30 protein-coding genes, 1 rRNA gene and 1 riboswitch are annotated in these 26624 nt (G+C 45.9%); of the genes, 3 read left to right on the top strand and 28 right to left on the bottom strand.

Annotated features, from left to right (window positions below; genetic code table 11):
- Positions 1–282: 282 nt before the first annotated feature.
- A complete protein-coding gene (locus tag HP548_RS18955) occupies positions 283–528 on the top strand; it encodes a hypothetical protein (protein WP_343054887.1) in 246 nt (81 codons plus the stop codon).
- Between the two features lie 108 nt (positions 529–636).
- Here HP548_RS18955 and HP548_RS18960 read toward each other — a convergent pair whose 3' ends face one another.
- From HP548_RS18960 to HP548_RS19020, 13 genes are all read right to left on the bottom strand, one after another.
- Complete coding sequence (locus tag HP548_RS18960; protein ID WP_017691370.1) at positions 637–1590, bottom strand: ribose-phosphate diphosphokinase; 954 nt, start codon at positions 1588–1590, stop codon at positions 637–639.
- 101 nt (positions 1591–1691) lie between these two features.
- Positions 1692–3083, bottom strand: coding sequence for a bifunctional UDP-N-acetylglucosamine diphosphorylase/glucosamine-1-phosphate N-acetyltransferase GlmU (gene glmU, locus HP548_RS18965; RefSeq protein WP_205525115.1), 1392 nt, complete (start codon positions 3081–3083; stop codon positions 1692–1694).
- A gap of 393 nt (positions 3084–3476) precedes the next feature.
- Positions 3477–3761, bottom strand: a complete 285-nt coding sequence (gene spoVG / locus HP548_RS18970) for a septation regulator SpoVG (RefSeq protein WP_017691372.1) — start codon at positions 3759–3761, stop codon at positions 3477–3479.
- A 188-nt stretch (positions 3762–3949) separates the two neighbouring features.
- Entirely contained in the window at positions 3950–4777 is an 828-nt protein-coding gene (gene purR / locus HP548_RS18975; protein ID WP_053778929.1) for a pur operon repressor, read from the bottom strand.
- Positions 4778–4875: 98 nt separating this feature from the next.
- The gene (gene ispE / locus HP548_RS18980; protein WP_076292144.1) at positions 4876–5730 is read right to left on the bottom strand and encodes a 4-(cytidine 5'-diphospho)-2-C-methyl-D-erythritol kinase; all 855 of its coding nucleotides are present in this window, start codon (positions 5728–5730) and stop codon (positions 4876–4878) included.
- A gap of 149 nt (positions 5731–5879) precedes the next feature.
- A complete protein-coding gene (locus tag HP548_RS18985) occupies positions 5880–6056 on the bottom strand; it encodes a small, acid-soluble spore protein, alpha/beta type (RefSeq protein WP_053778930.1) in 177 nt (58 codons plus the stop codon).
- Between the two features lie 223 nt (positions 6057–6279).
- Entirely contained in the window at positions 6280–6555 is a 276-nt protein-coding gene (gene veg, locus HP548_RS18990) for a biofilm formation stimulator Veg (protein ID WP_053778931.1), read from the bottom strand.
- Positions 6556–6708: 153 nt separating this feature from the next.
- Positions 6709–7605: a sporulation peptidase YabG gene (gene yabG / locus HP548_RS18995; protein WP_099859195.1), complete on the bottom strand. Its 897-nt coding sequence runs from the start codon at positions 7603–7605 to the stop codon at positions 6709–6711.
- Between the two features lie 59 nt (positions 7606–7664).
- Positions 7665–8567, bottom strand: coding sequence for a 16S rRNA (adenine(1518)-N(6)/adenine(1519)-N(6))-dimethyltransferase RsmA (gene rsmA / locus HP548_RS19000; protein WP_175382523.1), 903 nt, complete (start codon positions 8565–8567; stop codon positions 7665–7667).
- Between the two features lie 4 nt (positions 8568–8571).
- The gene (gene rnmV / locus HP548_RS19005) at positions 8572–9117 is read right to left on the bottom strand and encodes a ribonuclease M5 (RefSeq protein ID WP_024633704.1); all 546 of its coding nucleotides are present in this window, start codon (positions 9115–9117) and stop codon (positions 8572–8574) included.
- Positions 9118–9272: 155 nt separating this feature from the next.
- On the bottom strand, positions 9273–10457 hold the full coding sequence (locus tag HP548_RS19010) for a ubiquitin-like domain-containing protein (RefSeq protein ID WP_175382524.1): 1185 nt from the start codon (positions 10455–10457) through the stop codon (positions 9273–9275).
- Between the two features lie 273 nt (positions 10458–10730).
- A riboswitch (cyclic di-AMP (ydaO/yuaA leader) is annotated at positions 10731–10984 on the bottom strand.
- Positions 10985–11225: 241 nt separating this feature from the next.
- A complete protein-coding gene (locus tag HP548_RS19015) occupies positions 11226–11996 on the bottom strand; it encodes a TatD family hydrolase (RefSeq protein ID WP_175382525.1) in 771 nt (256 codons plus the stop codon).
- 330 nt (positions 11997–12326) lie between these two features.
- A complete protein-coding gene (locus HP548_RS19020; RefSeq protein WP_076292112.1) occupies positions 12327–13607 on the bottom strand; it encodes an HD domain-containing protein in 1281 nt (426 codons plus the stop codon).
- A gap of 318 nt (positions 13608–13925) precedes the next feature.
- On the opposite strand from HP548_RS19020, the gene HP548_RS19025 reads away from it, so the two are divergent.
- Positions 13926–14180, top strand: coding sequence for an AbrB/MazE/SpoVT family DNA-binding domain-containing protein (locus tag HP548_RS19025; protein ID WP_024633700.1), 255 nt, complete (start codon positions 13926–13928; stop codon positions 14178–14180).
- Between the two features lie 278 nt (positions 14181–14458).
- Here HP548_RS19025 and rsmI read toward each other — a convergent pair whose 3' ends face one another.
- The 13 genes from rsmI to HP548_RS19090 form a co-directional block, all read right to left on the bottom strand.
- Positions 14459–15340: a 16S rRNA (cytidine(1402)-2'-O)-methyltransferase gene (rsmI, locus tag HP548_RS19030; protein WP_175382526.1), complete on the bottom strand. Its 882-nt coding sequence runs from the start codon at positions 15338–15340 to the stop codon at positions 14459–14461.
- A complete protein-coding gene (locus tag HP548_RS19035) occupies positions 15341–16120 on the bottom strand; it encodes a tRNA1(Val) (adenine(37)-N6)-methyltransferase (RefSeq protein ID WP_175382527.1) in 780 nt (259 codons plus the stop codon). It lies immediately after the preceding gene.
- A gap of 85 nt (positions 16121–16205) precedes the next feature.
- Positions 16206–16574: a DNA replication initiation control protein YabA gene (gene yabA / locus HP548_RS19040; RefSeq protein WP_024633697.1), complete on the bottom strand. Its 369-nt coding sequence runs from the start codon at positions 16572–16574 to the stop codon at positions 16206–16208.
- 28 nt (positions 16575–16602) lie between these two features.
- Positions 16603–17403 carry a PSP1 domain-containing protein gene (locus HP548_RS19045; RefSeq protein WP_024633696.1) on the bottom strand — a complete coding sequence of 267 codons (801 nt, stop codon included), beginning with the start codon at positions 17401–17403 and terminating at the stop codon, positions 16603–16605.
- A gap of 116 nt (positions 17404–17519) precedes the next feature.
- Positions 17520–18491 carry a DNA polymerase III subunit delta' gene (holB, locus tag HP548_RS19050; RefSeq protein WP_175382528.1) on the bottom strand — a complete coding sequence of 324 codons (972 nt, stop codon included), beginning with the start codon at positions 18489–18491 and terminating at the stop codon, positions 17520–17522.
- Between the two features lie 9 nt (positions 18492–18500).
- On the bottom strand, positions 18501–18944 hold the full coding sequence (locus tag HP548_RS19055) for a YaaR family protein (protein ID WP_024633694.1): 444 nt from the start codon (positions 18942–18944) through the stop codon (positions 18501–18503).
- A gap of 264 nt (positions 18945–19208) precedes the next feature.
- Positions 19209–19538 carry a cyclic-di-AMP receptor gene (locus HP548_RS19060; protein ID WP_017691391.1) on the bottom strand — a complete coding sequence of 110 codons (330 nt, stop codon included), beginning with the start codon at positions 19536–19538 and terminating at the stop codon, positions 19209–19211.
- Between the two features lie 62 nt (positions 19539–19600).
- Positions 19601–20248, bottom strand: coding sequence for a dTMP kinase (gene tmk / locus HP548_RS19065; RefSeq protein ID WP_091001839.1), 648 nt, complete (start codon positions 20246–20248; stop codon positions 19601–19603).
- 243 nt (positions 20249–20491) lie between these two features.
- Positions 20492–21184 (bottom strand): LrgB family protein, encoded by a 693-nt coding sequence (locus HP548_RS19070; protein WP_076292107.1) that lies wholly within the window; start codon positions 21182–21184, stop codon positions 20492–20494.
- Positions 21154–21582: a CidA/LrgA family protein gene (locus tag HP548_RS19075; RefSeq protein WP_099859191.1), complete on the bottom strand. Its 429-nt coding sequence runs from the start codon at positions 21580–21582 to the stop codon at positions 21154–21156. Before HP548_RS19075 ends, HP548_RS19070 begins: the two co-directional genes overlap by 31 nt.
- A gap of 70 nt (positions 21583–21652) precedes the next feature.
- A complete protein-coding gene (locus HP548_RS19080; protein WP_175382529.1) occupies positions 21653–23512 on the bottom strand; it encodes an aminotransferase class I/II-fold pyridoxal phosphate-dependent enzyme in 1860 nt (619 codons plus the stop codon).
- 20 nt (positions 23513–23532) lie between these two features.
- A complete protein-coding gene (locus tag HP548_RS19085) occupies positions 23533–23751 on the bottom strand; it encodes a hypothetical protein (RefSeq protein ID WP_099859189.1) in 219 nt (72 codons plus the stop codon).
- A 104-nt stretch (positions 23752–23855) separates the two neighbouring features.
- Positions 23856–24041, bottom strand: a complete 186-nt coding sequence (locus HP548_RS19090; protein ID WP_024633689.1) for a sigma factor G inhibitor Gin — start codon at positions 24039–24041, stop codon at positions 23856–23858.
- 595 nt (positions 24042–24636) lie between these two features.
- Here HP548_RS19090 and HP548_RS19095 point away from each other — a divergent pair.
- Positions 24637–25161 (top strand): hypothetical protein, encoded by a 525-nt coding sequence (locus HP548_RS19095; protein WP_063568461.1) that lies wholly within the window; start codon positions 24637–24639, stop codon positions 25159–25161.
- A gap of 649 nt (positions 25162–25810) precedes the next feature.
- On the opposite strand, the gene HP548_RS19100 is transcribed toward HP548_RS19095, so the two are convergent.
- Positions 25811–26248 carry a hypothetical protein gene (locus tag HP548_RS19100; protein ID WP_076292105.1) on the bottom strand — a complete coding sequence of 146 codons (438 nt, stop codon included), beginning with the start codon at positions 26246–26248 and terminating at the stop codon, positions 25811–25813.
- A gap of 290 nt (positions 26249–26538) precedes the next feature.
- Positions 26539–26624: ribosomal RNA gene (gene rrf, locus HP548_RS19105) — 5S ribosomal RNA — on the bottom strand; the annotation flags it as partial.

Raw genomic sequence — 26624 nt, forward strand, 5'->3', positions numbered from 1 at the left:
CTTCGAATGTTATATTTCATATAATATCAACAAAGTGAGATTCGAATTGGTTATATAATTTGAACTAAAGAGTATTTACACTGGCACTCCGATGACAGAACAACTTTCCGATCGCTGTTATCCCCAGATTTTTTTGATTTCTTTATGAAAAGGTGAAAATCCGGGGATAGCTTATGCTTCCGATGTAGCTTTCTTGCAGAAAGCTTTCAGGCGCACGCTTCGCTTCTTCAAGTTATTTCTGTCCTCTCCGTTATCGTGTAAATGTTTAGTTGATCTTATATAGTGTTTACATTTATTATTTCATCAACCCAGGAAGGTGAGCGGGTTTTGCGCGAAGACAACGGACAACTGACTCAACATAGCGATTTTATCTATCATCTGGAATATCACGTACCTGTACAGGTATATGACCGCGACACCCATATTGAGATCGGACTAATCACTCGTTTCGATAATCAATTTGTCGAAATTGCCGACACTCTTTTTCATCGGCGCCGGTTCCGTTTTATCTCCCGCCCCGGATACTAGAAATTCGGCAGGCACTGTTTCACTTCCAATATAACGGCACGCCGACAGGGGTTACATTTTCCATTGATCCGGAAAACGTAACCCCTCTACTACTTTATGCAGACATCCTTATTCAATTTCAAACAGCTTGCTGATTGACAATTCCTCATGAACCCGGATAATGGCTTCTCCGAGCAAAGGTGCTACAGACAACACTTTAAGTTTGCTTGTCGGGTTAGCATGCGTAATCGGAATGGTATCCGTTACGATGACTTCCTTCAGTGGTGCATTCTCCAAGCGTTCCATCGCAGGTCCGGACAATACTGGATGAGTACAGCAAGCGTATACTTCCTTCACGCCACCTTCCATCAGAGCATTCGCTCCCAGTACAATCGTTCCCGCTGTATCAATGATGTCATCGATCAGAATTGCTGTTTTACCTTCGATGTTACCGATAATGTTCATCACTTCGCTGACGTTCGGCTCTGGACGACGTTTGTCGATAATTGCGAGAGGTGCATTCAGGAAGTCCGCCAGTTTCCGAGCGCGCACTACGCCGCCGTGGTCAGGCGATACAACAACCGGATTTTCGATCTGTTTCGAGCGGAAATATTGAGCCAAAATCGGCACGCCGAGTAGATGATCGACCGGAATATCGAAGAATCCTTGAATCTGCATTGCATGCAAGTCCATCGCAATTACACGGGTTGCACCCGCTTTTTCGATCAGATTGGCAACCAGTTTGGCTGTAATCGGGTCACGCGAACGGGCCTTACGGTCCTGTCTAGCATAGCCATAGTACGGAATAACGACGTTAATCGTCTTGGCAGATGCCCGTTTAAGTGCATCAATCATAACGAGCATTTCCATCAGGTTGTCATTAACCGGCAAGCAAGTAGACTGCACAATATAAACGTGGCAGCCCCGAACACTCTCAGAGAGTTTCACTTGGATCTCACCATCACTGAAGCTGGTTGTGTGAGATTCACCCATAGGAATTCCGATATAATCAGCAATTTGATGGGCAAGCTTGGGGTTAGAATTGCAAGTAAATATTTTTAATTTCGAATCAAAATAAGTCATAAAATAAAAACCCTCCGTGCTGGTTCATTGGAATCTATAAGCGTCTGCGACATGTCGGCACCCCCCGATGTTCGGGAGGCAATTCTTAATATCAATACCCCTTATTCGGGTTTGGCATTTTGTTTCTTAGCTTTGGCACGACCACGAATTTTCTCCGCATATCCAGGTTTGTTCTCCTGGCGTGGGCGGGCAATCGCAAGATCGTTTTCGGGAACAGAATGGGTAACGGTAGAGCCCGCAACAACATATGCGCCTTTTCCTACCGTGACAGGTGCAATCAGATTGACATTGCTGCCTACGAACGCATCATCTTCAATCGTCGTTACAGCTTTATTATATCCATCATAATTCACCGTTATTGCCCCACATCCAACATTTACGTTTTTCCCTACTTTAGCATCCCCAATATAACTGAGATGAGATACTTTGGAGCCTTCATCAATTGTAGCATTTTTCACTTCAACAAAGTCACCAATTTTTACTTTGCGGCCCAGTTTGGTGCCTGGACGCAAATAAGCAAATGGACCTACAGTTGCTTCTGATCCAACCTCGGCTTGTGACAATACAGAATGCTTGATTGTAACCCCATCCTGAATGATACTGTCTTCCACATCTGCCTGAGGACCAATATGGCATGCTTCGCCAATGGTAGTTGTACCTTTGAGTATGGTACCCGGATACAATACTGTATCTGATCCAATGGTAACATCCGCCCCGATATATGTCGATGCCGGATCGATGATCGTAACACCGTTCAACATATGTTTTACCGCCAAACGTTCACGCATGAACGCTTCTGCTTGTGAAAGGGCAAGTCGATCATTAACTCCGATGGATTCCGCGATGTCATCTGACATGTAAGCTTCTACCACTTCTCCATCATTACGGAATATGCCAACCACGTCAGTGAGATAATACTCTCCCTGAGCATTCTGGTTCGTCACTTTCTCCAACGCAGCAAACAACTTGGCATTATCGAAGCAGTACGTGCCTGTGTTGATTTCGTTCACAGCATCTTCCTGCTCCGTGCAATCTTTCTGCTCCACAATACGTTGTACAGAACCATCTTCTCCGCGAATAACGCGGCCGTACCCTTTAGGATTGTCCAGTTCAGCTGTGAGAACCGTTGCTGCTGCTCCACGGCTCTCATGGAGCTTCATTAGTCCTTCCAGCGTCTCGCTGGTCACAAGTGGTGTGTCTCCACAGACAACAATGGTTGACCCTGCTTCACTACCGAGCAGAGATTTAACCTGTTTCACCGCATGTCCTGTTCCCAATTGTTCAGCCTGAAGCACGTACTCTGCTCTGGAACCCAAAAATGACTGCACCGCTTCGGCACCATGACCGACCACAACGACGCTGCGTTCAACGCCTGCGCGAAGAGCTGCATCCAGCACGTGACCCACCATCGGTTTACCGCATACGGGATGCAGTACCTTGTACAATTTCGATTTCATCCGTTTTCCTTGCCCTGCCGCAAGAACGATTGCCATTCTTTTCAAAATTTACGACCTCCTGTTCTGAAAAACCCATCGTTTGACCTTACCTGTATATATCCGATGAGTAACGTTCAGCCGGCCCTGCGCCGGTCTTGTTCATCGCCTGCTGTCTCTGTAATCACGCGTAACAACGCGGACACCAACAAATCGTGACCTATATGTATACGCCGTGTACCTGCGAGCTTAACCGATTCCCATGATTCCTAAGATGCCGCCCTGTTACCAAGCGCACGCTGCGCTTTTTGTTCTTTCAACATTTTGCAACATTTAAGCTGCGAAAATGCTCTTCTGTGAATAAACTCAATACTGAATATATCTTATTCCGGTCAAAAAGAAAAGAGAGCCATAAGACATGGCTCTCTTTTCCTTCGAACCCCAATAATGTTCTCAGGCACCTTCTTCAATGACTTCTTCCTCAGTTGCTGCGCGATCATACTCAGTCAAAACAGCTGCTTGAATCTTCTCGCGAGTACCGGAAGAGATCGGGTGGGCGATATCACGGAATTCTCCGTCAGGAGTCCGCTTGCTCGGCATAGCAACAAACATTCCGTTATTGCCATCGATGACGCGAATGTCATGAACGACGAATTCGTTATCGATGGTAATGGATGCGATAGCCTTCATTCTCCCCTCAGAGTTAACACGGCGGAGTCTGACATCCGTAATTTGCATGTGTGTGTTCACCACCTTTTTCCATCAGAACTTGGTGTATAATTCCACACAGCACATGCGAACTCCTTCTTTTTATAACCACAAAAATGTCCTAATTTCAGGAATTTTTTTATTTAATACACAATTCGACAATGTTAGTGCCAGGTCGATGGAAAAGAACCTTTCCCGACATGTAATTCGTCATGATTCTACAGGTCAAAATAGTTGCCAGGCTTAACGGAAATGTGTCTGCTCTTCGCATCAACCGCCGTCAGCTTCGCCAGAGATATGTAGTCCGTCAGCAGTCGTTCTTCTGAATCAACCGATCCAGATTCTACTAATACGCCTACCCCGGCTACCGTGGCATTAAACTCGGCCAATAGGTCGATCATCCCTTGGACGGTTCCCCCGGCTTTCATAAAATCATCTACAATGAGCACTCTGGAGTGCTCACGCATTGCCCTGCGAGATAGGGACATGGTATGTAGGCTTTTATGGGACCCGGATACATAATTGATACTTACGGCCGATCCTTCCGTAGCCTGATGGTCCCTGCGCACGAGCACTACAGGCAGATTGAGCTGGGCCCCGGTAGCATAAGCTAGCGGAATCCCTTTAGTCTCGACCGTCATCACCACATCAATATCCATGTTGCCAAAGGCCGTTGCAAAAATCTTGCCGGCTTCATTCATCAATGCGGGCTGTCCAAGCAGGTCGGACATGTACAGATATTCACCAGGGAGTATCCGATCCGGCTGCGCGAGCTGGGTAGAAAGTCGTTCTGCAAAAGCCAGTGCCAGTTCTCTGGACACCTTTGGAATCCACTTTACTCCCCCGGCTGCTCCAGCCAGTGTATGCAGTTCTCCCGAACCACCTTCTTCGAACACTTCCTTGATAATCGCCAAATCTTCACTGATCGACGACTTCGCAGCTCCATAGCGTTCGGCAAATGTGGTCAACGGAATAACCGTATGCGGTCTAGACAATAAGTACTGCGTCATTTCAACCAGCCTTGCGCTTCGTTTTAATTTCTTCACAGAGATCCATCCTCACGATCACGGAAAACATCCAAATCCGAATAATTATTTAAAAATATACCACCTTTATACGTGTTTGTACATTATAAAAGCGAATATTAAGTTAGCATACGTACGGCATACACTTCTTTACAGAAGCCTCGCAGTCCATTGTAGACTCGGGCAACCTTGGACTCTTTGGAGACAAGCCCAAACACGGTTGGACCACTGCCTGACATTAATACTCCGTCTGCTCCAAGCCGAATCATGGCATCTTTCAGATGCTGAACTTCCGGATACAGCTTCAACGTTACGTCCTCAAGCACATTCCCCATCTGCCCGCACACTTCGGCAAAGGATTGATTGCGAATGGCCTGCTCCATTTTGGCAGCACTTGGATGACGAACAATCTTGTCGCTGCGGAAACGTCCATAGACGTCGGCTGTGGACACATTAATCGGCGGCTTGGCCAAGATCACCCAACATTGCGGGGGATTCGGCATCGGTGTCAACTTCTCACCACGGCCTGTAGCGAGTGCTGTTCCACCTGTAATGCAGAAAGGCACATCAGACCCCAGTTCGGCTCCGAGCTCCTGAAGCTCTTGATCCGGAATGTTGAGACGCCAGAGGCGATTCAATCCACGCAGCGTTGCTGCTGCATCACTGCTGCCACCAGCAAGTCCGGCGGCCACCGGTATTTTTTTGTCTAGATGAATATGAACTCCAGTTTTCACATCATAACGCTCTTTGATAAGCCTGGCTGCCTGAAATGCCAGGTTCTTCTCATCCAGGGGGATATATCCCGCCTGACTGGAGATAAAGATCGTGTCACGAGGAAGCTCAGACATTTCCAGTCGATCGGCAAGATCCACCATCGTCATAATCATCTCAACTTCGTGAAATCCATCTCTTCTTTTATGTAGAACGTCTAGCATCAAATTGATTTTAGCAGGCGCTTTTTCGTAAATTTTCAAGGCGTTCACCCGTCCTCACCTTTTCCCTAAGACAACTTAACATATTATATCAAAATGGGGCTGTCAAGTCATTTCTATTCCGCATCCATGGGGAAAAAGCGAGGTCATTCCTGCCGGATTGCCCCGCTCTCCAAACCGATTGAACCGGATTACGATTTGCGTGCCGCTTCTTCCGCAAGTTGAATGGCCCGTTTCACCATATTGCCCGCATCCTTCGCTTTGATCCCGCCCCAACCTTCCTGCTGGACGGTATCATAGAACCCTAGGTCTTTTGCCAGTTCATTCTTGAGTTCATCCGACATTACACTTCTTCTTCTCCGGCTCATGGGTCATCCTCCTCGAAATAGTTCATTCATAATAAGTCCATTCGTATCCGGGACTATTTGCCCTCAGGCCAAGAAAAATGCCTTGAACCTGTCCAAATAGTATGCCGCTTCTTCTCCAGACTCATTCCTGATCAACTATGCCTCTCCGATGAATCGAGCGGGCTTATTGCAAAAATAAAAAAAGCGACCTGCCCAAGGGGGCAGAATCGCCGTAAATCGATACTTACGTCTCCATGTAGGAGCTATGCGTCTGGCTGCCTGGATCAAATACCATGACTTCCACCGATTCCGTAAGTATATCAGCATAACTGTAGGATACTCGCTTGAAAGTTTCTTGCTCCTCATCAAGCTTGACAATAAAAACAGAAGGGTACGTTTCTTCCAATACACCCGTACGCTCAATGGTCTTACGGCGGCCACCATTAGCCCGCAGCATAATTTTCTGACCGATATGTGCATCGAGATTGCGTTTGATATCCAATAGCGTATTTTTAGCCATTGTCGACGACCACCTCTTTTCTTGTCCATTATACCGGATTTTACAGTCATTGTCAAATCAAAACTAATTATTATATCAGTATCAAAAAGTTGTTGTCAATGAATTTTTTTGCAAACAAAAAAAGCCCCTAAATGGGACTTTCTTCTGCCATCTTCAGACGGCTGATGGATTCACTTTTAACGTGGATAAATCATTCAATCCGGGCAGACCTACGCGATAACTTCCCCTTGTCTCTACGCCGCCCACACCCTGGCTACCACTAATCGTGTTATGCAAAATGTCATTCATGTTCACGGTTTCCCGCACCGACGTGAAGGCTGCCTTGGCTGCCACATAGACTGGATCCAGAGCATGAATGAGAATTCGGCCTGGTGAACTGGCAAAGTTCGCTCCAGCCCGCAGCAAGGCCTCAAAGTGGGACTGACACGCGCCAGCTACAATCGTGAGCGCATCGAGATGACGTTCATACTGCCTAGCCACTTGAATAGCGGACACGAAGTTCTGCGAATTCTTGTAGCTGCCCAGACTATATAAGTCGTAGGGCTGACGAGTCTTGAGTACGCCGTCATGGCCAGTAATCACAACAATATCCGGACGCACTTTCGGCAGCAGACGATATAACGTGTCAGCCATGGCAGACTCATGTACATATTGGCCCTCTGCGGGAACACGAAGCTGCTCATAAAGGTTCATGCTTTTTTTTAGATAATTGGGGTCACCATCCAAGTGCAGCACTTTGCCAGGCATCTCGAAATAAGCCGGTTCTTGTTGCACAGACCATTCCTGAACTATTCCTTCACGATTGCGCTCAGCCTGTTCCATTCGATTCTGCTGCAGGCGTGAGAGCGTCTGATGTGCCTTCACGTGAGCCTGCCTCGTCTTCGCACTCTGCGGTTCATAAGGAACCTGTATCAAATCGTCCACAGGGGAATCGGCTAACAGCCGGAACTCGGTCCCTTTAATGATGGCACCGTCCGACTGGAGGCCTTGCACCCGAAAAGTCACATCTCCACCGTATGACTTTCGAACGACCAAGTCTCCGATATTCATCAACATAATCACCTCTACCCCATCGTATGGGCAAAAACCCGGATTGGTTCATCCGAATTTTACAGAGCTGCACGTACTCCAGCTTCCCACATTACGGTACAGAGTGTTGCATACTCCTGCAGGCTCAATGTTTCTCCCCGTCTTGAAGGTTGAATACCGGCCTGCTCCAACAGCTGATCAGCCTGTTCTCTGTTCTCCTTTGTGAAGAAACGAGCTTTCAAATTATTTGAGATTGTTTTTCTACGCTGCGCGAAGGAAGCCTGTACCACTTCGAAGAAATGTGCTTCGTCGGGAACTTCAACCGGTGGTTGCTTACGCACCTTTAACTTGATTACTGCCGATTCCACATTAGGCTGCGGAATGAAAACCGTGGGCGGAACAATACAGACCAATTCCGGCATACTGTAGTACTGAACCGCAATGCTCAGACTGCCATAGTCCTTTGATCCCGGTGCAGCAGCCATACGTTCAGCCACTTCCTTCTGGATCATGACTACAATACTGTCTACAGGCAGCTTCTCTTCGAGCAGCTTCATCATGATTGGTGTCGTTACATAGTAAGGCAGATTGGCCACAACACTCACTTTATCTACCGTTCCAAAATCGGTGCGGAACAACTCGGCTAGATCTAGCTTCAGCACATCCCCGTGATGCACACGAACGTTCGGATAAGGCTGCATCACTTCACCCAGAATCGGAATCAATCTCTGATCAATCTCTACAGCCGTTACAGGACCAGCTACACGAGCCAGACGTTCTGTGAGTGCGCCAATACCTGGTCCGATCTCAAGTGCGCCCTTAGACTCGTCCAGATCAGCTGCATTTACAATTTTGTTTAATATATTTTGATCGATCAGAAAGTTCTGACCCAGGCTCTTCTTGAATGAAAATCCGTGTCTTTGAATAATTTCTTTGGTTCGTTTGGGTGTTGCAATCTCTACGGTTTCTTCCATGCCTTTCATACGCTCACAATCCTTCACGTTCAATTTGCGATAATGCTTCGGAGAATTCTTCCCGGGTAATCTGGAATACACTCAACCGCTTGTGGAACTGCTTGCCGTTGCAATAACCTATACCCAGCAGATTGCCCATCTCCATACGACGTGCAGCAGCCTGTGGGTGCACAATCAGTCCCGCCGCAATCAGATCTTCCCAATCGATCAGACTTGGGGCGCCTTCATATGACGTGTGTACACGAGCCAGTGCATGACGAATCGCCTCCGGTGATGCGTTCTCCACTCCGATATCGCCCTTGCGCGTAGCATCTGCCTCCGGAATGAAAGCATGCTTGCAACCAGGTACCTTATTGGCGATGATTTTACGAATACGTTCACCAGCATGATCCGGATCTGTCAGTACAATGACACCACGTCTCTCTTGAGCAAGTGCAATACGCTTTAGAATGCGCTGGTTGATGGCAGATCCACCAGTCTCGATCGTATCTGCCTGAACCGCACGTCGAATGGCTACGGTGTCATCACGACCTTCTACCACGATCACTTCTTTTATCATGTTCCATTTCTTCCTTTCTAACGCAAAAAGAAGAGGAATATCCTCTTCTCTGCCAAACGGCGGGGGAGACTGAATTCAGACCCCTCCGCCGCATATTCCGCATGAATCATTCATGCTTATATTTTATAGCATTCCCATTTCAAAGTAAAACGATTTTAGTTCGCTTCCGGCTTCACCGGACCAATCACATATACCGTCTTGCCTTTCTTCCGTCCGAAGTTCAGGGCATGCTTCACACTATCATAATACACATCAATTTTGTTGCCTTTAATGGCACCACCTGTGTCTTCCGCACGACGGAAGCCAAGGCCCTCGATATACACCCACCAGCCAATTGGAATGACTTTGGGATCAACTGCAATGGTACGTCCCTCGGTTACCCGAGTACCTGATGCTGTTTTTGTGCCGATACCGGGCTCTTCAGAAGAGTAAGCCGTCATGGATACATTTTTTAACACTTTAGAATATTTAAAAGAACTTCCTGAGACGGTAATTACTTTGCTGCCCGAGGCAGCGGTTTTCTTCGAGTTCGTGGTTGTTGCTGTTTTTGTCGTGGAAGTCTGCGCTGATACCGTCTGAATCACTGGCTCTTTCACAACAGGTTTGGCTTTGGTACCAACGGCAATCACTTTATCAACGCGATTCGTTGCGACCGATTTACCCACCATTTTTTTGGAGACCAATTCTCCATCCTGGAACACCTTTTCAATATGCTGTACAAGCGTGCCTTCTTTACCGCTCACAATGACACGATTGTCGCCTTTGTACAAGGTAGGGTCAGCCGTTTTGATCACTTTATAAGCAATCGGCTGTTCCACTTCCACCGTACGCTTTGTTACCCGCACTACACGAATTTTCATATCCGCTTCGATAGTGGTTCCAAGCGCCGGATACACTTTGTCTTCACTTGCAATCTGAATACCTGATTTTTTAATCGCATCTTTTACCGATGAATCGGTTGTATACAGAGTCTTGGTGTCTCCGTCTGCCGTAATCTTAACTGGAACGGCCCGCTCAATAACGATGCGGTCTCCATCTGTAATCGCCCCATTCAAGGGCATGGATACCTGATCGTGAGGGCTGACTGTGATTGACTGCTCCTCCAGCATTTCCTGAAGCATTCCTGTACGAGTCTCTACCGCTTGAGCCTTGCCATCAATAACCAGTGAAATTTGTTTCCCGGCCTGACCGTAAACGACTAACAAGATCATGATTGTAAGCGCAATTGAGAAAATCGCGATCAATGCCATTTGACGCATGTTCTCATGCTTCCACCGCAACGCGAAAGACTTACTGGATGATCGTGACTCATGGGTCTCTTCTGGTTGGAATGTGCCCACTTCTCCGTCCTCCTTCATAGCCTCGCCGTCTAAAGTAATGCATGATGTCTTTGACGCGACTATACCAAATTTTCTACAGAACACAGATCGGACCAACATAATCCGGTTCTGCACCATGAATCAATCTTCGCAACATGATGTCATCCTCCTGAATACTTACCGTATGATGACAGTATTTCTTTTATTCAAAAACAAAAAAGCCAAAGAAAGAGTTTAAGAGGAACTCTTTCGTGGCTTCCGAATGATTCTGAATATCGGAAATTCATGCACGAGGTTGCCTCTCTTTTTCCGCTTGCGAGGTTAGCTGTCGGGTTCGGGCGAAAGAGAGCCGCCCTATCTCCGGTCATCCGCTCATGGCGGACGCCCTTGAATTCACCCCGAGACCCAAAGAAGAAATCAAATACGGCTTCGCAGATTCATACGCTGCTTTTGGGTCAGCGCATGTTGCGCATCGGCTGCAAACACCGATGTTTAAGCCCTATTGGTTCCCCCGCTCTCCGTTAACGGAGACTCAGCGAGACTGATTCATGAAAGTAATGTTGTTTCATCGGAAAGTGTCCCTTTGTTCATCCCCCGAACATCTGTCCAATTTTCCGCACAACAATTCACTGAAAAGATGATATCCTGTTTCTATGCATGTTGTAAAGCGTTGTTCAAGTACGTTTTTCTAAATATTTGGTTAAAATATTGTAATATTCTTGATTTATTTGGATCAAAAAGCAAATTAACTCCGCCTAACTCACTTTTTCACCTGTTTTGCTCGATATTTTAACGAATCCCAAATCGTTCCATGGCATTTTTGGTCGTTATTGCTGCGATTTCCTCTACCGAAATGCCTTTAATTTCCGCAGCTGCTTCTGCAACCAGACGTACATGCGCTGTCTCATTTCGTTTTCCACGATAAGGGTGCGGTGTCAAATAAGGGGCGTCCGTTTCGATGAAAAATCGGTCCATAGGAACCTTCTCAAGAACCTCTTTGGGCTGCTTCGCATTTTTGAACGTGATTGGCCCTCCGAAGGAAAGATGAAAGCCCAAATCCAGGCACATTTTCGCTGTTTCCCAGCTGCCAGAGAAGGAATGCATAACACCGCCTACTTCCCCCGCCTTCTCTTCACGCAGAATCTTTACAATATCCTCATGCGCATCCCGGTTGTGAATGACAATTGGCATATTTAACTCACGGGCAAGACCAATCTGTTGTCGTAATACGCGATGTTGAACCTCTTTCGGTGAAGTGTCCCAGTAATAGTCTAGACCAATTTCACCAATGGCTACCACTTTTTCATGCTTGCATAAAGATGCAATCCATTCCAGATCACCCTCCTGCATCGTGATTGCATCCACTGGGTGCCAACCTACCGCAGCATAGATAAAATCATAGGTTTCAGCCAGCTTCATCGTGGACGGAATGGTTTCCCGATTAAAGCCCACGTTAATCATGCGACCAACGCCTGCATCCACGGCACGCTGAATCATTTCCTCGCGGTCCTCGTCGAATTGTGGTGCATCCAGGTGTGTGTGTGTGTCGAACAACATCATGCTGTATTTCTCCCTTCATGTCGAATAAACGACTATCTCTTTTTAATGCATCCTGTACATCTTAACCAGAACATAAATATTACTAAATTGGTTCATGTTTTTTTATATTTCATTCCATTAGTTTATTGAACACAACATGTAGAACAAACAAGTTCCTTCATATCTATATGTGCTTATTTTTAGCAACTCGGGTTGTATTCTAATTGCTCAGATTACAAAATTATGTCGATCTACATGTACTCTCCATTAAAGCAGATTACTGTATCATGAAAAATAGCTCTTTTCGAAAGCTTTTTTACATCATGATTCTTGAACAGCATTGCACATCATTTAATGTGAGAAATAGGGGCGAATATGGGACGGTAATTCATGAACAATCGCATCCACCTTATTCTGCGGATAATACAAATGATGTTTTCCGCGATGAAGACCACTGATTGAACGGACAATGTCGGACACCTCTGACAACTCATGTAACTTGTCTTGCCGATCAAGCAGTAAAATCTGCTTGTCCGTGGATTCATCCGGACGAAACACATCATACGGATTATCCGTTGGAAAATCAATTTCTAGATCATACTCGGGATTGAGACCGGCTACAGTGAAGGCTTCCCGAATCTCTTCAATCATGTTTACGTCGATCTGTTCAATCTCTACATACTTATATAATTTGCGATCTATAAATCGTTCGCATAACTCACTTAGAACAGTATCGTCCTCTTTGCGCCACTGCATAAATGCCGTCTGAATCAAAGCTTCGTCCAGTTGCAAATATTCTTCCACTGATAAATCTCCATTGAATAACTGGGGCAGTGGATCAATCATGAAGCGGAATTGAAAACCTTGCTGTATGAGACTTTTTGCCCGCTTAAATATTTGCCGCAATATAATTTCCGAACTCCGGGTAACCGGATGAAAGTAAATTTGCCAGTACATCTGGTACCTGGACATCAAGTAATCCTCCACGGCGTGCATGCCAGACTCCTTGACCACAATTCGTCCGTGATATGGACGAAGCATACGCAGGATACGGTCAAGGTCAATCGTCCCATAATTTACACCTGTAAAGTAGGCATCCCGAAGCAAGTAATCCATGCGGTCCGCATCGAGCGGACTGGTAACCAAATTAACAACAATAGGTTGCTCATACGTTTTTTGAATAACAGAAGCCACCTTCTCGGGAAAATCAGGAGCATACCGTCTTAAGATCGCCCCTACTTCGGTATCACCTGTAATGATCCGACAAGTCCAATCCTCATGATTCATATTGAAAGCTTCTTCTATAGAGTGAGAGAATGGCCCATGTCCAAGATCATGGAGCAATGCTGCGCAAAGGGCTACCGTCTTTTCCTCCTTTGGCCAATCTGAATAGTGACTTCTTTCGAATTGGGAAATAATCTTACGCGTAATTTCGTAAACGCCCAAGGAATGTGAGAAGCGGCTGTGCTCTGCACCATGGAAAGTAAGAAACGATGTTCCCAACTGACGGATTCGGCGTAAACGTTGAAACTCGGGCGTGTTAATCAACTGCCATATAATCGGATCTTGCACATGGATATAATTATGTACCGGATCTTTAAACACTTTTTCTTCCGTTAAACGCTGTTCCATGTCTATTCACTCCTTTAAGTATCGTTTGTATTTGTCGCTTTTCAGTATAATACCACCAAGGATTCGACACGCTTTGACGAATCTTGTCGAATAAGGTAGTTTTGTCGTTTTCCAAATCGACAAAGCTGACATTGATGTTTAAATACGAAAAATGGCTTCCAATCCCTTACCACTCGTAATCTTATCAAAAACAGCCTTTATTTTAAGCTAATTTTAAGGTTGACTGTTTTGGGAATCGTTGGTATGATGAGTATCATAAAACATAAAATAATGTCGAATAATGACAATGATCGTTAGCTGAGAGGAGCACTGATTATAATGATGAAATCAACAGGTATTGTAAGAAAAGTGGATGAACTGGGACGGGTAGTTATTCCAATCGAATTGCGCCGTACGCTCGGTATTGGTGAAAAAGATGCTCTTGAGATCTATGTTGACGGCGAGCGCATCATGTTGAAAAAATACGAACCAGCTTGTATCTTCTGTGGCAATGCAGAGAACGTTACTTATTTCAAAGGTAAAATTGTTTGTAACGAATGTATTTCCGAAATCCCTGCACCTGTGACAAAATAAGAAATATCCGCTATAATAGTCTTATTAAATTGTTATTTCTAACCTTTTTATATTCCTTGATCGCCTTCCCGGTGTGAACCCCACCGCTGGAAGGTATTTTTTTGCTTTATTATTGGTTTTCATTACCCCAAAAATAGAGCTACGAGTCTATACAACTCCAAAAAGAAGAGCGGTGACGTTCGTAATATATTTTTTCTCCGCTCTACTCGTTTTCATATTCCATTAAGGTTGGACCTAAGGTTCCTTTAAGTGTATGTTCTCTATTTATTGATTCGTTATTAGATTAACGCGTTATATACATCTCGTTTAGTCAAACCCCGATCTGTTGCCGTTTTCTTCATCGCATCTTTTCGACTAAGTCCTTCATTCTCATAATGGCTCACATGATCCTCCAAAGACAGCAGCTGCCACCAGGCTTCCCGCTCCGCCTTACGCTCCTCTTCCCTGATACCTTCTACAAGCAAACAATATTCTCCAAGGGGCGGATGTTCCTCAAGCCATTCTATGCATTCTTGGATACTGCCTCTTGCGAACTCCTCATGACGTTTCGTCAGCTCACGTGCCAGTACGATCGAGCGATCACCCAAAATCTCTTCGAGATAGGCCAACGTTTTGCGAATACGGTGAGGGGACTCATAAAATAACAACGTACCGTTGGACTCATTAAAAGCTTCCATCACTTTTCGCATGTCTTTTTTCTCCCGCGGCAAAAAACCGCCGAATGTGAAACGCTCCGTCGGTAAACCGGATACGATCAGAGCTGATAACGCGGCATTCGCTCCAGGGATGGGAATGACCGTAATTCCAGCTTCAAGCGCAAGTTTTACAAGATCGGAACCAGGGTCCGAAATGGCCGGCAGACCGGCATCACTGACGAGTGCCAAATTTTTTCCTTCTATTATATAGCGTATTAGTTCAGGCCCACTGGCTCCCTTATTATGCTCATGGTAACTGAACAACATCGATGGTGTAATCTCAAAATGGGTAAGCAGCTTTCGGGTCTGACGTGTGTCTTCCGCTGCAATGATGTCACAGCTCTGCAATGTTTTAATTGCTCGAAATGTCATATCGTCCAGATTACCGATTGGTGTTCCTACTAAATATAGTTTACCGGCATCATCTGACCGCTCTGCGTAGCTCTTCTGAATATGCAATGTCATCTAAAACCCTCCTTCCGTTGTACGTTGTGCATGCTGTGCACCGTAATATATGTCCATAATTTCTTCGCAGTATTTCCCCTCTTCATTGTAGACAATCAGTGGTGGAAGCATGCGTACCTCCGGTTTCCCATCCTTGAGTGCTTCAATCAAAACCATATTGGCTTCTAAATGAGCACGGGGATGTACCATCCGAATTCGCTTCGGTTCAAGTTTATACTCACGCATCAGAGAGATGATCTCACCTAAACGCTGCGGACGATGAACCATGGATACTTTACCGCCATTGCGCACCAGTCGATTGCAGGCTTGAATGACTTCCTCCAGCGTACATCCGATTTCATGACGTGCCATGGCCTGATGAGTGTTCATCTTGAGGTCACTTCCATTCAAGGGCATATACGGAGGGTTAACCGTTATAGCATCGTATACAGCATGGCCCGTTTCTTTCACGAGTTCACGTAAATCACCTTCATGGATCGTAATGGATTCTTCCAATGCATTCAGTTGAATGCTACGGCGTGCCATATCTGCCAATCGCGGCTGAATTTCAATGCCTTCCAGACTCGCCTGAGTCCGTGTGGTTAACAGAATGGGAACAACCCCATTGCCTGTACACAAATCAAGGACACGACCACGTTTCGGTACTGAAGCAAATCGGGCCAACAATACGGCATCCATTGAAAAACTAAACACTTCATCACTTTGAATAATCTTCAAATCATGAGAGAGCAAATCGTCGATTCGCTCCGAATCTTGCAGTTTTACTGATATTTCTGTCATATGATACACTCATCCTCCGGTACTCTATATCTCAGACAAGGTTCTTAACCTTGAAAAAAAACCGTAGGGGATCCCTACGGCCACTTCATTTATTCAAAAAAGACAGGCAGAACAGACAATCGCCTTCCGTCCGCAAATGTCCATAATAGACATTGCAGATGTGGAATCCTTCGTGATACAACCGAGCAAGATTATCATACCCTTCACCTACAACATCTTCACCAGTAGCAGGCCCCGCAGGCCTTGCTACCGGAGCGAGTGCAGATGCGATGGGTAAATCTGCCGGGGCCTCACGCTTCAGCAGTTTGCGTAACTGCTCATTCTCGATGGTAAGCCGCTGATTATCTTCAAGCAGCTCTTTAACAATCATTTTTAACTCTCCTAAATCACTGTGCAACTGACCCAATTGGGTTTCCATTTCATGAATGTGCGTAAACAGATTTTTCTTTTCCAAGTTTCCACCCCGAAGCAACCTTTATGGTTTACTTGATAACGACGTCATCCAGCGGAAGTTCTTTGACTTTACTGATGTCGAACAGTTGAACATGGACTGTGCGATTACCGGCATTAATGCCGACAACTTTTCCTTCACCCAATGAGGTGACGACCAACTTGCCTACAGCCGGCAATTCTTCTCTCACACTTTCATAGTTATCATGCTCAAATTTCAGACAACACATGAGTCTTCCGCACAACCCGGAAATTTTCGTCGGATTCAGTGACAGGCTCTGATCTTTAGCCATCTTGATTGATACCGGCTCAAAGTCTCCCAGCCAGGAAGAACAACATAATACTCGGCCGCAAGGTCCGATTCCTCCAAGCATCTTTGCTTCATCACGTACACCAATCTGTCTCAGTTCGATCCGTGTCCGGAAAATGCTTGCCAGATCCTTGACCAGCTCCCGGAAATCTACTCTTCCTTCAGCTGTAAAATAAAAAATAATTTTATTGCGATCAAACGTAAATTCCACATCGACCAACTTCATTTTGAGGCCGTGGTCTTTGATTTTATTTAAACAAGTACCGAATGCTTCTTTTGCTGCGCGCTTGTTCTCATCTACGACACGGGCATCTGTCTCGCCCGCCACCCGGATGACCTTTTTGAGCGGCAACACCACATCAGACTCGCCTACTTCTTTCTTGCCAACGACAACCTTACCGTACTCTACCCCCCGCGCTGTCTCCACGATAACGCAGTTTTCTTTTTCAATGGGAAGGTCCAGGGGATCGAAGTAATAAATTTTGCCCGCTTTTTTGAAACGGACACCCACTACACTGTACAAAAAATTAACCCCCTCGTAAGCCAATCCCACTTCGTCTGAAGCCCTGTCTTCTTAGGGAACCCGCCGAAGTTATAACCGTTTGCATATGATTGGAACAAAATCTTCCTCTCCCAGTCTTATGCCAAACCGATCAAAAATTGCTCCAGACAAAGCTGGCCATTGACATTGAAACGCAATTTTTTTCTGCATGCTGCGGCCATATCCATGTAGGAAACCCACTGCTCGGTGCTGCGGGTATGGGCCAACTGAGACAGCATGTCCAACTGATCTATAAAAACGATATGTTCATGCCTACCATACTGGACATACAGCATATCCCTGAACCATAAATGGAACAGGCTAAGCATCGTATCCAGGTGTTCTGAGAGTCCGGTTTTAAAAAGCTTCTGCTGTGCAGAGATCAATGATGTACTTCCTCTACCCAGGGACTCCTTCCCTAATTGTAACATTACGTTTCTAATTTCTGCAAACCAATTCTGCTGGAGAATTTCTCTACATGCTTCCAATCCTGACGCTAAATGGACGGCAGAGCGAGCCAGATTGGCAGGGTGCCCTTCCGCAATCAGCGATTGCAGCATCTCTTCCGGATTCAATGCACTGAAAGGAACCAATTGAGAGCGTGAACGAATGGTGGGCAGCATAGCTTGTCCATTATCCGTAATCAAAATGCCTACCGCGGGCACCTGAGGTTCTTCCAGAAACTTCAGCAAGCTGTTGGCCGCTTGGACAGTCATTTTCTCAGCCTGTTCAATAATATATACTTTGGGATGCCCCGCCTCTGAACGGTACGAAAAGATACGCTGCAGATCCCGAATTTGATCAATTTTAATGTTATTTCCATCCGGTGCAAGCATGGTTAGATCCGGATGATTTCCATGTTCCACCTTACGACATTCAAGACACTGTCCGCAGGCATCATCTTCAAGCTCTGTACAGAATATTGCTTTGGCAAATGTGACCGCCGTCTGCAACTGTCCACTGCCGGATGGTCCGCTAAACAAATAGGCATGACTTATGGCATGACGTCTCAAACTGCTCTGTAACATCTGCTTGGCTGCCTGCTGACCCATAATTTGTTGAAAGGACATACTTCCTCCTCAGAAGCTTAAATTAATAAGCATTCCCCGAATTTCTCCTACTTGCTGTAATAACGTAATCTTGCCCTCTTCTGTTTCCAAAAGCTCATCAGCCATGGATAATAAGGCAGAGTCAATCTCATCAATTAACTTGTAACGTTTCCCTCTTCCCCGACGATCCCATCCTCGAGTCTCTTTCATAGACACACCACGACGGACCGTTTCCTCCAGAAATCTTTTTACAAGCTGCTTGTATGCTTTTAATTCTCGAATGGTCATGGAACGTGACAAACGATCACCCTGCATCTGGATTTCACTTAATCGGCGGGTAAGTTCAGCCTGTGATGCCCGTTCACCCTGGTGATTCATCATATCAGAGAAATTTTTGGATTGAACCGGTTTGGAGCCGGAATCGGAAGAACTGAGTCCACTCTGCATCGGTCGGAATCCAGGATTGATTTTCATGAAAACGCCTGCTTTCTACCTTAGTAGGCCAATCGACCATCAGCACAGTGCGCGCTGCGCCTGTGCATGGAGGAGACCTTATATATGTGCTACATCATACTCTATATATAATAGTAGTTAAATATCACCACATGGATCTATTCGTTGGTTAGTCAACCTCTGTCCGAAATAAAATCTTCCCTGATCGAAAAGTTTTTTCCGGACAGAGAACGCGATTCTTGATAACAAGAAGGACGCTCAATAGGATTTATGCGAAATGCATCATTAAAAGTGTTCGAATCGATCTACCGGAAGAACAAACACGGTAGCTCCACCTACTTGAACTTCGACAGGTAGCGGCAGGTAAGAGTCGGTTGTTCCGCTCATCGGAGTGACTGGAGTCACGAGCTGTTCACGAACCTTACAGCTGCTGCGAATGACGTTCATTACGGACTCGACCTGACCATCATCGACACCGATCATAAACGTCGTGTTGCCTGCCTTCAAAAATCCACCGGTACTGGCCAATTTCGTAGCCCGAAAATTTGCTTTGACCAATGCGCTGGATAATCGGTTGCTGTCTTTATCCTGTATAATCGCAACAATCAGTTTCATCCTGCATAACCTCCTTCAGATAATAAGCACCTTGTGAAATGCCCTGTCTATATATTAGACAATTACTCGTCAAAATCCTTCAAAATCCCTGTCTCAAGCGACAAAATCATTGCTGCCAAGACCTCTTCTTGCTTTTGAGAAGCATCGATGACTTTGATCCTGTCAGGAAACTGTTCCTTCAGCAGAAAATAGCCTTCACGCACTTTGCGGTGGAACTCCAGACTTTCGAGATCCAGGCGGTTAACTTCACGTCCATCGTGGGCATCAATGCGGGCGAGCCCTGCTTCAGGCTCGATATCCAGATAGAGCGTGACATCTGGCATTAGTTCACCTATTGCAAACCGATTGATGGCCCAAACATTCTCTACACCAAGACCACGAGCGTATCCTTGATAGGCCAGACTGCTGTCGACAAATCGGTCACAGATAACGGTCTTCCCTGCCTTCAATGCAGGCTCCACCTTCTCTGCCAGATGCTGGCTGCGTGCAGCTGCATAGAGCAGCGCTTCGGTTCTTGCATCCATTGCCGTATGAAGAGGATTGAGAATGATGGCACGTATTTTCTCCGCAATTTCAATCCCGCCAGGTTCCCGAGTAACTACATATGGTATACCCTGTTCTTCAAAGTAAGAACCTAGCTTACTGATCATCGTTGTTTTGCCGGACCCTTCTCCCCCTTCCAACGTAATGAATTTACCTCTGCCCTGCATATGCTTCCCTGCTTTCTATATCGATAATTGCTCCTAATTGTGCTGCGATAACTACAATCTCGATCCTCTCATACTCCAGACTATGAATGAACCCGCCCAGAGGTGTATGTTCATGAATTACTCCATAGATTGGTTTGAAAGTATTTCGAGTTTGGTACAAGCTTTCTTATTATAACTACTATACATGATCCCGCGTTAACGGTCAGCTATTCTCCAATATTTCCGTTAAGGCACATAGCCTGATTAGCCGTAAATCAACCATACCCATAGAGGGAGCATGACAGAGCCGGCAATAGCACTGACAATCATGGATACGGAACTCAGTGCTACCGCATTTTCTCCATACTCAAAGGATCTTGCCATGCCCAGTGCGTGGGAAGCCGAGCCGAGTCCGATCCCATACGCATTTTTGCTACTTACTCTGGCCCATTTCAATATCAAGGGTCCCAATAATATCCCCGAAAATCCGGCTATCATCACAAATAACGAAGTGAAGGATGAATTTCCTCCCACCTGATCAGCCAGTTGAATGGCAACAGGTGTCGTAATGGATTTGGGCAATAAAGCGATAACGATATCTTGCGGATAACCGAGCAGCAGCGATATGGCGGCCCCTGTGGACATACCAACGATGCTTCCACCCAAGGTCCCCCCTAATATCGGGATAATATTCCGTTTCAGTACATCAAGGTGTTTCGCCAAAGGAAATGCCAGAGAAACTACAGCCGGCCCCAATAACTCCTGTATCCATTTGCCACCAAGCATGTACGTATCGAGATTAATACCGGAAAGGACCAGAATCAGTACGATTACAGTCGTTGCCGTCAAGACGGGCATAAGGATCGGCCACTTCAACCTTCTATATAGATGAGTCGCCGGAATATATATAGCCACGGTCAAGGCAATCATTCCGATTCCGAGGATGAATGCGAGCATGAGATCGCCTCCTTCTTGCCTTGATGCGTCGATCTCCACGCCATGAGCCATTCACTAATTTTCGCAGACAACAGACAGGTAACCAATGTACTAACGACCAACCCCAGAACAAGCAGCACGGTATTGGCTCTAAAAAAATCAAAATGATTGATTATGCCCACCGTGGGAGGGATAAATAATAATTGCAAGTTCGATTGAAGCCAGGATGATCCTTCTTCGCCCCAGCTTATTCTGATCCATCCCAGTTGAATGACGATGAATAGAAGCAGCATCCCGACAATACTTCCTGTTAACGGCAGATGCAGTACAGCCTGAACCAGGTTTCCTATCCAATAAAAACTGTACATCAGTATGACTTGCAGGACTATTCCCGTATATTTTTTTAGCGGAATATCCAAAGTTTGTTCCCTTCTTTCTTATGTCCAGACAACAATGATGTCCTAACTTGTTTGAGCATTTTGCATGAATTCAAAGCGTGTCTTCTAAACTCAATAATTCCCTGATGATTTTCAATGATTGCAGCGAAGTATCCGATACACCATGAAACCTTGCTCCTTCATCTCTCAGCAGCTTAATACGTGTTATCATGGCTGCACTTATTCGTTCACCAGCGTATACAAGGGGTATACCGGGAGGATACGGAGTGACCATCTCCGCAGAGCGAAGACCTACACAATTATCAATGGATACCTCTGTCGTATCCTCCTCCATAATCGGCTGCAACGTAAACGGGATAGGCTCCGAAAAAGGAGTGCTTTCTTGAAAATTGTTCCACGTGGAAATAAAATTTATAGCCTCTTTTGTTAAACGCTGTGATTGCTCACCAAGAGATTGGCTCTGCTCCTGTTCAAGGCTAATTTGCTGTAAAGCCTGCAACAGGTGCTCGGCATCGCGCAGCGTCGAGCCCAGGCTAAAGAGCAGGACGACGTATCGTTCGTCGCTCATTTCGGGCACGCAGCCGCGCACTTCCAGCTGCTGCTGCAGCCCATAACCGCTCAGCACCCCTGTGCCGTCATAGATGACGGCCTTGAACGGGTCCTGAGCGGTGTACCCCGCGGCTGAAGGCAACGCCGCCGCGGGCAGAGCTTCAAGCCGCCCCGGTGCACCGGCGGCCTCGGAATTACCGCCAGCTACCGGCTTCGTCCCGGCTGGCGGCTCTTGCTGCAGCTGCTGCCACGGCTGCAGCAACCGAAAGCGCGGCAGCTCCGCGAGGCCGCGCTTAAAGGCAACCACGGCGGCAAGTCCCGCCGTGAAGGCATTCGCGCCCTGCGTATGCAGCAGGCGGCGCGCCAGATCAAGCGAAGCCATCACCGGGTACGATGGGCTTGAGCTTTGCACCATGGCCAAACGCTGACGCAGCAAGGACCGGTTTAACCGTGGTCCTTGAACGTGCAGCATGGCTCCCATGGTGAAAGCAGACAGCATCTTGTGGGTCGACTGCACCACACCGTCTGCTCCGCAGGACAGCGCAGAGGCTGGCAGCTCCGGATGCTGCCCATAATGCGCGCCATGCGCTTCATCCACGAGCAGCGGCATGCCTGCCTCATGGCACACCTCAGCAATGGGCTTCAGATCAGCACCCATGCCATAATAATTGGGCAAAGTCACAAGTACTCCCTTTGCCTCAGGATATGCCTGGACAGCGGCCTGCACCGTCTCAAGCGACGGCATCACCGCAAGTCCACTCGCAGGATCAACCCATGGCTCCAGGAATACAGCCCTTGCGCCTGCCAGCATCAACCCGTGAATGACGGACTTGTGCACATTACGCTGTACCAGTACAAGACTATTAGGTTCATTACATACGGTCAGCAGCAAAGACAAATTACCAGACGTACTGCCTCCGACAAGGAAAAAGCTCTCCTCTGCTCCAAAACAATCAGCCGCCAGCTGCTGCGCCTCCAATATAACCCCTTCTGGATGATGCAAGTCGTCCGTCCCCGAGATTTCCGTTACATCCAGCCGCATCATCTCCAGAAACGCACTCACCGGTACTACATCTACATCTGCTTCAGATCCGTCAGTTCCGTTCCGATCATGATTCGTCAGCCCGTGAATTTTACTGCCATACCTCTCTTCCTCAGCCTGTCTGAAGCAATCCTCCCCAACAGGTACTGACCGTCCCGAACTTTGTTTTCCCTTCGCCTCACCCTCATTACGGTGAATTTCACCAGCTCCCCCATCTAACTGCTGCTGGTCCGTTTGCTCCAGTAACCCCCGATAGACTTGTCCGTTCTTATGCCCAGGTACATGAAAAGAACGCTGCCCTGAATCACGATACGCAAGCAACGCTTCATATAAAGGTGCGGTATTTGATTTATGCTCCATTGAATAATCATCCTGTACATTCATAAATTTTGATATTGTTCGTACCAATGCTCTCTCTCTATAACAACAGACCTCTCCAAGCATGTTTCTATCCTACGATCTGCTGTATTCAAAACGTGTAGGTAAAGCACTTCTCCTTTCATTATATCAGGAATTGTCCAGCCCCCCATGCAAACCACCGTTTCCACCGATGCAGCATCATCATATCCAGTCACCCCATGGGTGCTTATCATGTCCATTTTCCCCTCCTTATTTACCTAATAGAAACAGAAAAAGGCCCCTAGGGCCTCTATGCACATCGATACAAATCAATGTGATGTTCATTAATATGATTTAACGCTCTTTATGCGTTCTTTTGCACCCAAATCTGCTTCATTTGATGAATAAAATAATTGTACTTGGCATCTTGTGCATCCGTATGAACCATTTCTGCTTCGCAAGCGTCACATATAAATTCGGATACAATAAAAATGCCTTCTCTTTTGGTCTGTTCGCAGATAATGCATGTGTGTTCGGCGTGTCCTTCCATCAACCATCCCACCTTGTTTTACGTATTACTATCAGTATTGCACAGTTTCTATTATTTTAAACCTTTTCATAGTGCTTTCTTTCTATAAAATATATATATTCGCCTACCCCTCTGTGGGTGTCTGTACCGAAAACAAACATAAGAAAAAGGCCATTCGTTCTATACTTCAGCGAGACAGCCTGCATTTGTTACCCCTTCTCCTTAACCTTATAACGTCTCTAAAACCTCGCAGACCTGCAATTTCTTCTATTATATGAAAATCATTTTGGACAGCCATTACAAGAAACATTCCCGACTTCATTGTATTTCTTATGTAATTATCTCCTCCTTCTACAGCTACGAAAAACTTATATTCTATAATCTTAAAAAAACTTGGATTTTCAGCCGATATATAATACATCACCATTCAGAACCTGACAGCCAGGTCGTTTCAAAGGTATACTTGTATAGAATGATTCTACTTCCATATCTTGTACATCAATCTGGAGTACATACAAGGTTCAAATGTGCAACTCAGCGTCATCCATTTCCTTATTTATGAAAACGAATACCTTTTACGAATGAACGTGATCCCAGAAGGAGGATTTGTAATCGTATGATCGCCGAACCGGAGAATAAAGCAACCTTTTATCAATACCGGCTTCTGAAAAAAAAGGCCATTGCCCGCAGCGTAATCTTCAGCTATCTGTCTTTACCTGTAATTATGCTTTTGTTTAATCTGTTAGCATTCTCCTGGACCGGCCTCTTCTACTTTATCCTGGCAGGCCCGATCACACTATGGATTCATTATGTCATCGCCAGAACCATATTACTGCTGGTCCGTACCTCCTATGCACGTCGTTGGCGATGGAATCTCAAAATGCCTTGGTTTGGCTATATTCCAGACCAACATTTCAGCTACCGTATGTTCGTACGGGTCCACCTCAATATGAGCTGGATTGGATTATGCATCATTACCGTCTGTTTAATATGGTCACCCTTGTCCTTCACCCTATCGTTGATTTTCTGGCATCTGTGGCTGCTTGTACCGCGTCTATATGTTGTACTTGTTCTGTCACGCGAACGTAAGGACGGGCTTATCAAATTAAATGAACAAGATGTCTCCTACTACCTGCAATAATTGTTCTTCTAACCGTTATCTATAACCTTGCCTACACGCAATATATAGTAGAACCCAGTAATACATAATCGCTAAAGCTAATCCATACCTTCTACTCAAACTGACGCAACCACTCCTATGACACGCTTCTTTGATTACTGCGTCATGCTTCCAAACCTTAAAGGTTATCCACTGTGGATAACCTTTATTCATTTCCCCTCCCTTTCTCCCTTATCCACAGCATGGGTATAGTTAAAATGGTTATCCCCAATAGAGTTCATTCATTTCCGTTCCGTCACTCCCTAGCTTATTGAATACCTTTTGTGATATTGAGTATGTATTAGGCTCATAATCGCTCCTTTCGGTATCTTCTCCCCTTTTCTATGTTTAGTTGCTCTACAGACGACTGAAACCAGCCTCTACAGGCACCTACTATCTTTGCTATCTATGCCTCATGTCTCCTGTGTGAGTGCTGTAAGCCTGCCTCTCTACAGCTCCTGGTTAAGTCACCGCCAAAAGAAAAACTCCGAACGATCCATTGCTCATCTAATATGGTTCATGACAGACAAAAATAAATATAAAAAGCCCCCGATCAGTAATCGGGAGCTTTACTATCATACGGACCATTACACCGTTAATTGTCGAACCATTACATCAAAGCACAACTCATTCAGTCATCATCATCAAGTGATTTTACTGTCGTCTGAGCAGCTTCACTTTTCGGAACCATTACCGTGAAGAAGCCATCATGTACAGCTAGATGTACAGTATGCCCTTCTTTAGCAAATACACGTAGGGAACTTGAGTCATTGGATGTACTCTTGGCTTGCTTTTCTGTCCAACCCCAGCTCTTAATCTCGTCTAGATACACCTCAGGAATACTAGTGCTCTCACTAATACCAGATAGCGTATATCGAACATAATCCATATCCGAATTGTTTTCAGACTGGTCAGATTTATTCGCCACTTTAGGAACCGGGAAACCCTTCTCGTTTACCGCTCCTTCATAAGAAGTCCATGCAGATCCTGCTTCACCACATCCTACAAGCACGCCTACCAGGCCGAGCAAGAGAAACGAATGAAGAACTAGTCTTCGCCAACTTGTCACACACACCCTCCTTTTCACAGCTGCACATTCCAGCTCTGTGGTCAGGTACTTTTAGCATATTTAACATAGTCCTATTATACTGGTTTCGAATGCGTTTTCCGTAACAAAAATGTTACCTTCATTTCAAGACTTTTTAAAGCATTCATTTATCCTCTTTTAAAAGTCAATTCAACCTCTATTTATATCAGCTTCCAACGCCAAATTTCAGTCCATCTTCAAATAGCTAATCCTCTACTTTTGCTTATAAACAAATAAAAACCACCACCGAATAACATCGGCAGTGGTTCTTTGCTTGGCGGCGTCCTACTCTCCCAGGACCCTGCGGTCCAAGTACCATCGGCGCTAGAGGGCTTAACGGTCGTGTTCGGGATGGGTA

The organism is Paenibacillus taichungensis (genome assembly GCF_013359905.1).
Lineage (GTDB): Bacteria > Bacillota > Bacilli > Paenibacillales > Paenibacillaceae > Paenibacillus > Paenibacillus taichungensis.

Coding starts and splice junctions, on each gene's coding strand:
- HP548_RS18960 (WP_017691370.1), bottom strand. CDS start 1,590: ATGACTTATTTTGATTCGAAATTAAAAATATTTACTTGCAATTCTAAC.
- glmU (WP_205525115.1), bottom strand. CDS start 3,083: ATGGCAATCGTTCTTGCGGCAGGGCAAGGAAAACGGATGAAATCGAAA.
- spoVG (WP_017691372.1), bottom strand. CDS start 3,761: ATGCAAATTACGGATGTCAGACTCCGCCGTGTTAACTCTGAGGGGAGA.
- HP548_RS18985 (WP_053778930.1), bottom strand. CDS start 6,056: ATGAGCCGGAGAAGAAGAAGTGTAATGTCGGATGAACTCAAGAATGAA.
- veg (WP_053778931.1), bottom strand. CDS start 6,555: ATGGCTAAAAATACGCTATTGGATATCAAACGCAATCTCGATGCACAT.
- yabG (WP_099859195.1), bottom strand. CDS start 7,605: ATGAATATCGGAGACTTGGTCGTTCGAAAGTCATACGGTGGAGATGTG.
- rsmA (WP_175382523.1), bottom strand. CDS start 8,567: ATGAAAGGCATGGAAGAAACCGTAGAGATTGCAACACCCAAACGAACC.
- rnmV (WP_024633704.1), bottom strand. CDS start 9,117: ATGATAAAAGAAGTGATCGTGGTAGAAGGTCGTGATGACACCGTAGCC.
- HP548_RS19015 (WP_175382525.1), bottom strand. CDS start 11,996: ATGATGTTGTTCGACACACACACACACCTGGATGCACCACAATTCGAC.
- HP548_RS19020 (WP_076292112.1), bottom strand. CDS start 13,607: ATGGAACAGCGTTTAACGGAAGAAAAAGTGTTTAAAGATCCGGTACAT.
- HP548_RS19025 (WP_024633700.1), top strand. CDS start 13,926: ATGATGAAATCAACAGGTATTGTAAGAAAAGTGGATGAACTGGGACGG.
- rsmI (WP_175382526.1), bottom strand. CDS start 15,340: ATGACATTGCATATTCAGAAGAGCTACGCAGAGCGGTCAGATGATGCC.
- HP548_RS19035 (WP_175382527.1), bottom strand. CDS start 16,120: ATGACAGAAATATCAGTAAAACTGCAAGATTCGGAGCGAATCGACGAT.
- holB (WP_175382528.1), bottom strand. CDS start 18,491: ATGTCCTTTCAACAAATTATGGGTCAGCAGGCAGCCAAGCAGATGTTA.
- HP548_RS19055 (WP_024633694.1), bottom strand. CDS start 18,944: ATGAAAATCAATCCTGGATTCCGACCGATGCAGAGTGGACTCAGTTCT.
- HP548_RS19060 (WP_017691391.1), bottom strand. CDS start 19,538: ATGAAACTGATTGTTGCGATTATACAGGATAAAGACAGCAACCGATTA.
- tmk (WP_091001839.1), bottom strand. CDS start 20,248: ATGCAGGGCAGAGGTAAATTCATTACGTTGGAAGGGGGAGAAGGGTCC.
- HP548_RS19070 (WP_076292107.1), bottom strand. CDS start 21,184: ATGCTCGCATTCATCCTCGGAATCGGAATGATTGCCTTGACCGTGGCT.
- HP548_RS19080 (WP_175382529.1), bottom strand. CDS start 23,512: ATGGAGCATAAATCAAATACCGCACCTTTATATGAAGCGTTGCTTGCG.
- HP548_RS19085 (WP_099859189.1), bottom strand. CDS start 23,751: ATGGACATGATAAGCACCCATGGGGTGACTGGATATGATGATGCTGCA.
- HP548_RS19090 (WP_024633689.1), bottom strand. CDS start 24,041: ATGGAAGGACACGCCGAACACACATGCATTATCTGCGAACAGACCAAA.
- HP548_RS19095 (WP_063568461.1), top strand. CDS start 24,637: ATGATCGCCGAACCGGAGAATAAAGCAACCTTTTATCAATACCGGCTT.